The 6,316-nt window shown below is 74.4% G+C and carries 8 protein-coding genes; 4 read left to right on the top strand and 4 right to left on the bottom strand.

Translation table 11 applies throughout. The annotated features are described in order from the left end of the window. Positions 1 to 144 precede the first annotated feature (144 nt). Positions 145 to 1,116, bottom strand: a complete 972-nt coding sequence (locus tag KS423_RS35475) for a hypothetical protein (protein WP_224283864.1) — start codon at positions 1,114 to 1,116, stop codon at positions 145 to 147. A 76-nt stretch (positions 1,117 to 1,192) separates the two neighbouring features. Here KS423_RS35475 and KS423_RS35480 point away from each other — a divergent pair, with 76 nt between their 5' ends. Further along, a complete protein-coding gene (locus tag KS423_RS35480; protein WP_224283865.1) occupies positions 1,193 to 1,822 on the top strand; it encodes a TetR/AcrR family transcriptional regulator in 630 nt (209 codons plus the stop codon). A 135-nt stretch (positions 1,823 to 1,957) separates the two neighbouring features. Here the strand turns inward: KS423_RS35480 and KS423_RS35485 are convergent, their stop codons facing one another. Continuing rightward, on the bottom strand, positions 1,958 to 2,674 hold the full coding sequence (locus tag KS423_RS35485) for a choice-of-anchor A family protein (protein ID WP_224283866.1): 717 nt from the start codon (positions 2,672 to 2,674) through the stop codon (positions 1,958 to 1,960). A gap of 112 nt (positions 2,675 to 2,786) precedes the next feature. Here KS423_RS35485 and KS423_RS35490 point away from each other — a divergent pair, with 112 nt between their 5' ends. From KS423_RS35490 to KS423_RS35500, 3 genes are all read left to right on the top strand, one after another. Next, positions 2,787 to 3,494: a 4'-phosphopantetheinyl transferase superfamily protein gene (locus tag KS423_RS35490; RefSeq protein ID WP_224283867.1), complete on the top strand. Its 708-nt coding sequence runs from the start codon at positions 2,787 to 2,789 to the stop codon at positions 3,492 to 3,494. A 140-nt stretch (positions 3,495 to 3,634) separates the two neighbouring features. Then, complete coding sequence (locus KS423_RS35495; RefSeq protein ID WP_224283868.1) at positions 3,635 to 4,117, top strand: DUF2269 family protein; 483 nt, start codon at positions 3,635 to 3,637, stop codon at positions 4,115 to 4,117. A gap of 93 nt (positions 4,118 to 4,210) precedes the next feature. Next, positions 4,211 to 5,059 (top strand): helix-turn-helix domain-containing protein, encoded by an 849-nt coding sequence (locus KS423_RS35500; RefSeq protein ID WP_224283869.1) that lies wholly within the window; start codon positions 4,211 to 4,213, stop codon positions 5,057 to 5,059. 200 nt (positions 5,060 to 5,259) lie between these two features. Here KS423_RS35500 and KS423_RS35505 read toward each other — a convergent pair whose 3' ends face one another. After that, a complete protein-coding gene (locus KS423_RS35505; RefSeq protein ID WP_224283870.1) occupies positions 5,260 to 5,694 on the bottom strand; it encodes a hypothetical protein in 435 nt (144 codons plus the stop codon). A 178-nt stretch (positions 5,695 to 5,872) separates the two neighbouring features. Next, positions 5,873 to 6,316 (bottom strand): Lrp/AsnC family transcriptional regulator (locus tag KS423_RS35510; RefSeq protein ID WP_224283871.1); only part of this gene is annotated, 444 nt, incomplete at its 5' end.

Below are 6,316 nucleotides of genomic sequence, written 5' to 3' on the forward strand. Positions count from 1 at the left end.
CGCCGCCGACCGGGCCGAGGCGGCCCGCCTGCTGCGCCAGGACGTCGGCGAACTGGCCGTCGCGCTGGCCGGCCGGGTGATCGGCGAGCCGGTGCACGCCGTCGCCGCCCAGCGCCGCACCGTGGAGCGCTTCTTCGAGACGAACTAGCCTGCACCGAAGGCCGGTTCGCCGCTCTTCGCCAGCTCCTCGACCAGTCCGCGGTAGACCGCGAAGGCGGGCTTGGGCGTGTAGTCGTCGCGCAGCAGGCCGAAGTGCGGGAACAGTCCGGCGCCCGCGCTGTCCGCGTCGCGCAGGGCGAAGAACGCGTAACCGGTGACGTTGAGTTCGGCGGCGAGCCCGGCCACCGTCCGGACCACCTCCGCCACCACCTCGGCCTGCCGCGCCTCGCTCCGCCCGGGGCCGGTGGGCCAGCCGTTCTCGCAGATCCGCAGCGGAACGCCGGGCCCGATCCCGGCCCGGGGCAGCGACTCCCGGCGGAAGCCGGTGAGCACCGCCCGTACCGCGTCGGCGAGTTGTCCGGGCGGGACGGGGCGGAAGACGTCCGGAAAGAAGTCCAGGCCGACGTAGTCCAGGGCGCGGTGGAAGCGCTCGTCGGCGAGCCGGCCGAGCTCGGACCAGAAGGTGTCCGCGGGGCCGAAGGAGGGCACCGCGTTGAAGCCGACGGCCAGGCGGCCGAATCCGCGGGCCAGCGCCTCCTCCTTGGCCGCGATCACGCCCTCGACCAGCGCCCGGCGGACGTTCGGGATGCTGCCGTCCACGGGCGGGAGGTCGAGGTTGGGCTCCTCGCAGATCTGGAGCAGGGCGAGGCGGTGCCCCTCGGTCCGGACCGTCCGCCGGACGAAGTCCAGCCAGCCGGCCAACTCCCCGCTGCGCTCCCGGTACTGGACCACCAGGTCGAGCCGGCGGCCCTCGACGGCGTACTGCCCGGGCCGCTCGGGGGTGTGCTCGCCGCCCGGGTACGAGCGGTAGGCGCGGACCAGGAACTCCGCCGCGCCGCCCTGGAGTTCGCGCAGGGCGGCGGTGGTCCGGGCCGGGTCGTCGGGGCGGGTGGGCAGGATCACGCCGGTGTCGTCACCGACCAGTCCGCCGGGGTAGATGCCGAAGGTGAAGGTCATGCCGCCACCGTAGCGGATATTTTTGGTGTCACTGCAAGTTTGAAGTGACACCATGATCTGCGGATAGAATCCGGCCATGGGACTTCGCGAACTCAAGAAGCAGCAGACCCGGGAACTGCTCGCCGACACCGCCATGGGCCTGTTCGCCGAGCGCGGGTTCGACCGGGTCACGGTGGTCGAGGTGGCCCGGGCCGCCGGGGTCTCGCCGAACACGGTCTTCAACTACTTCCCGACCAAGGAGGACCTGTTCTTCGACCGGCAGGAGGAGGTGGTCGCCCACCTGGCCGAAGTGGTCCGGCACCGCCCGGCGGGCGGCTCCGCCGTGGACGCCGTGCGGGCCGACCTGCTGGCGGCCTTCGCGAGCGGGGAGCCGACGGTCGGGCTGAACCCGGGGATGGCGGCGTTCTGGCGGATCGTCGAGGACAGCGCGGCGCTGCGGGCCCGGCTGCTGGAACTCGGCGAACGGGCCGAGGCGGCACTGGCGGCCGCCCTGGCCGAGGAGTCGGGGGCCGAGCCCCAGGACCCGCTCCCCCGGGTCCTGGCCGGAGCCGTCGCGGGGGCCCACCGGGCGGTGCTCGGCGAGGTCCGGCGGGCCGTGGTGGCCGGGGAGCCGGCCGAGGCGGTGCGGACCCGGGTCGAGGCGGCGGTGGAACGGTCCTTCGGCCTGCTCGCCTCGGGCCTCGCCCACTACCCGGCCGGGCGGTAGGCGGCCGGAGCCTGCGAACGGCGCGCGGGCGGAGACGGAGACGGAAACGGCGCAGGCCGCCCGGCCGGATCGACTCGGGTGGCCTGCGCCGCTGTCCGGCTGCCCGGCTGCCCGGCTCCTCGACCGTACGGGCCGTCAGCCGTGGCGGCCGCGGCGGCGGACGGCAAGCACCGCCAGCGCGCCGAGACCGAGCAGGCCCACGCCCGCCAGGCCGAAGACCACCGGGGCGTTGTCGGCACCGGTGGAGGGCAGCTCACCGCCGCCACCGGGGTGGTGGCCGGCCGGCTCATCGGTCGGGTGATGGCCGGTCGGGGCCGGACCGGCGCTCGACGTCGTCGCACCAGCCGACGGCGAGGTCGGCGCCGGGGACATCGGGCTCGGCGACGTCGACGACGAAGAGGTCGGGGACGGGGCCGTCGGCGAGGGGGACGTCGGGCTCGGCGACGTCGGCGACGGGGACGGCGCCGTCGGCGAGGGGCTCGGCGTCACCGCGCAGTCCGGCAGGTCGCCGTCGAACGGGTAGCTGTGGATCTCGTAGCCGCCGGTGCCGGTGCGGATCAGGTTGCCCGCGAGGTACACCCGGCCGTTCATGCCCGGCTGGGCGATGGTCGTGGTGCCGCCGGGGTTGCCGGCCATGACCGAGCCCTGGAACTGGGCGCTGCCGAGGATCCGGGCCGAGGTCGCGGTCGGAAAGTTGTACATGAGCTTCGAGCGCATGTCGGTGGTCTGGTCGCCGGCCAGGCCGGTGCCGGTGTAAGTGTTGACGACCGGGCTGTCCCCGAGCATGTTCACCACGACGGTGGCCCCGGCCGGGATGTTGTCGATCTGATAGATCCGGGATATCCAACCCAAAAACGGACTATTCGCACCTTACAGATCCTCAGATCTGATCCGAAATTCATACATGCGGAGCAGTCGTCCCCCGGGCGGGCGCTGACGGGCCGCGAGGCCCTAGTTTTGAACCATGACCACCGAGGCCCAGGAACAGAGCGCGCCGCTCGTCGCCGTCACGTCCGCCGACGCCGTGCTGCGGCACCCCGAGGCGGGCGAGCACCTGCTGACCGCCATGGAGCGGGAGCGCGCCGCGCGCTTCCGGCACGAGTCCGGGCGGATCGACTTCACCGCCGGCCACCTGCTGGTCCGGCTCTGCGCCGCCCGGCTGCTCGGCGTACCGGTGGCCGGCCTCGTCCTCGCCCAGCAGTGCCCGGACTGCGGGCTCGCCGACCACGGCAAGCCCTACCTGCCGGACCACCCCGGGGTGCACGTGAGCCTGTCGCACACCCGGGGCGTGGTCGCGGCCGGCGCCGGGCTCCAGCCGGTCGGGGTGGACGTCGAGCTGTCCGGCCGGGGCGCCTCGTTGAGCTCGGTCGCCCGCCGGGTGCTCGCCCCGGCCGAGCTCGCCCTGGTCGAGGCCGACCCGGAGCCGGAAGCGGCGTTCCTGCGGCTCTGGGTGCGCAAGGAGTCGCTGATCAAGATCGGGCGGGCCACTCTGGACACCCTCGGCCGGGTCGACCTCTCCGCCCTGCCACTGTCCGTCCTGCCGGGCGCGCCACTGCGCAGCCGGTACGAGGACCTGCACCTGCTCGACTGGAGCGACCCGGAGCACGCGGCCGCCGTCGCCGCTGTCAGCACCGCCCCGCCCCGGATCGTGGAGCTCACGGCGGCGGGCTGACCGCGGGGCCGGGGCGGGCCCCGGCGCCCACCCGCGCGGCGGGCCGGCGGATAAGCGGTGTTAGCGTGCCTGGTCGTGGGCGCGCCGAACGCGGGTGCCCACCGACCAGCTGCCCACCGGATTCAAAAGGGTGCCCCGCCATGGCCAAGTTCCTGCTGAGCCTGCACGTCCTCGTGTCGGTCCTGTTCATAGGCCCGGTCGCGGTGGCCGTCAGCATGTTCCCGCGCCGGGCGAAGGCCGCGCTGGCCGGCGGGCCGGACCGGGCCTCCGACGCCGGCGTGCTGCGCGTGCTGCACCGGATCACCCAGGTCTACGCGCTGCTCGGGGTCGCGGTTCCGGTGCTGGGCATCGGCCTGGCCCAGGTGATGGACGTGCTCGGACAGTCCTGGGTGATCGTCTCGATGGTGCTGACCGCGATCGCCGCGCTCGCGCTGCTGCTCTTCGTGCTGCCCGGCCAGCAGGCCGCCGTGGACGCGCTCGATCTCGACCCGTCGGACGAGCAGCACGCCAAGGCCGTCAGCGGTCTGAAGATGCTGCCGATGACCGCCGGAGTGTTCAACCTGCTGTGGGCCGTGGTCGTGGTCCTCATGGTCATCCGCCCGGGGTCGAGCACCGGCGTCTGAGTCCGGTAGCCCGCTCGCGACCACCCCATCGCGCCCCCCCTTTCAGAGCGCCCCCTCCCGCCGACCGGGCCCGTTCGAGTACCGTCCTGGGCCATGACGATCATGGCGGGCATGGGCAGCCCGACGGGAACCGGCGTCGGCCCGCTGCTGCGCGGCTGGCGGGAACGACGGCAGCTCAGCCAGCTGCAACTGGCGCTGCGGGCGGACTCCTCTGCCCGCCACCTCAGCTTCGTCGAGAACGGCCGTTCCCGGCCGAGCCAGAAGCTGGTGCTGCGGCTGGCCGAGCAGCTGGACGTCCCGGTGCGCGAACGCAACACCCTGCTGCTGGCGGCCGGCTACGCCCCGCACTACCCCGAGACGCCGCTGGACGACCCGTCGATGGCCGCGCTGCGCGGCGGGCTGGAGCGGCTGCTGGCCGCCCACGACCCGTACCCGGCGGTCGTGGTCGACGGGTCCTTCCGGGTGCTGGCGGCCAACCGCTCGCTCGGACTGCTCGTGGACGGCGTCGCCCCGCACCTGCTGGAGCCGCCGTTCAACGCGATCCGGGTCACCCTGCACCCGGACGGGCTGGCACCGCGCATCGTCAACCTGCGGCAGTGGCGGCGGCACCTGCTGGAGCGGATGGAACGGCAGCTGGAACTGGTCCGCGCCGAGCCTCTGCGCCGGCTGTACGAGGAGGTCCGCGGCTACCCCGAGCCGGTCGGGTCCCCGGCGGACGGTCAGGCCGAGGACCGGACGGCCGGTCCGGCCGCCGACGGGTTCCCGTTCGCGCTGCCGCTGCGGATCCGGCACGAGGAGCGGGTGCTCTCCTTCCTCTCCACCATCTCGACCTTCAACACGCCGCTGGACGTCACCGTCTCCGAGCTGGCCATGGAGACCTTCCTGCCGGCCGACGCGGAGACGGTGCGGTTCCTGCAGTCCGTGGTCGGGCCGGAGCGTTAGGGCCTGTCTTCAAACTCCCGTCGTCCGCCCGGAGGGCGGGCGGGGCGGCGTTGGGGTGCGTGCATCGCAAGGCGGAGGAGGGAGCCACTGCGGTGGGGGCACCTCCCGGCCGAAGGCTGGGGGCCATTGGCGACCGACGACAACGCGGCGAGGTGCGTGCCCCAACGCCGCCCCGCAGACGCGAGTTTGAAGACAGGCCCTTAGCCCTGCTCGCGGGCCTGTCGCCGCAGGGCGGTGAACTGGAGGACGGCGAACAGGGCCACCGTCGCGGCCTGCGCCGGGATCCAGACGAAGCCGGCGGTGGTCGGCTCCAGCCACAGCTCCATCGCGACCAGGCTGAGCACCACCCAGGCCAGGTTGAGGTCGATCACGGTCCGCACCCCGAACACCGGCGGCCGTCGGCGGGCGGCCAGCGCGCCGACCGCGAGCGCGTACCCGAGGAGCAGGAGCCCGATGTCGACCAGGGTGGTGCGGCCGGCGCCGAGCAGCTCGCCGAGCGGGCCGGAGAAGGCCAGGTAGGCCAGGCCGTTGCCGCCGGTGACCAGGGCGTCCAGGGCGAGGGCACCGCGCACCGTCCGGAGCGAGAAGGCGGAACCGGGCCGGGCGGGCGTGAGGGTGTTCGCGTGGGCGGACATGGCGGATCGCCTCCTGTCAGGGGGTGGGAGCCCGGGGCCGTGGCGGCCTCGCCGGGTGCCACCACCCTGCCCGGTGGAGCGGCGGGCGTCGATTACCCCGCAGGTAACGGCCGGCCGGCCGGGTCCCCGGCGGCCTCCTCTCCGCCGTGCTCCCCCGCGGGAATCCTCCCGACACGCCTCACGGCCGCCGGGGCGGCTGCCGGAGCAGGACTCCCGCCCGCTTCACCGCCCGGGCGGTGATGGTGGTCTCGGCCCGGGCGACGCCGAGCGGGCCGAGGGTGCCGGTGAGGAAGCGGTACAGCTCGCCGTGGTCCGGGCAGAACACCGTGGCCAGCAGGTCGGCCGGGCCGCTGGTGGCGAACACCCCGTGCACCTGCGGGTGGCGGGCCAGCACCGCACCGACCTCGGCGAGCCGGCCGGGCGGCACGTCCAGCCAGAGGTTGGCGTCCACGGCCATGCCGAGCAGCCGCGGGTCCACGGTGGCATGGGTGCGCAGCAGCCCGGCCCCGTCCAGCCGGTGCAGCCGACGGCGCACCGTGGACTCGGGCGCGCCGACGGCCGCGGCCAGCACGGCGTGGGACTGCCGGGCGTCCTCGCCCAGCCGCTCCAGCAGCGCGCGGTC

It is taken from the genome of Streptomyces sp. LS1784 (assembly GCF_020103755.1).
Lineage (GTDB): Bacteria > Actinomycetota > Actinomycetes > Streptomycetales > Streptomycetaceae > Kitasatospora.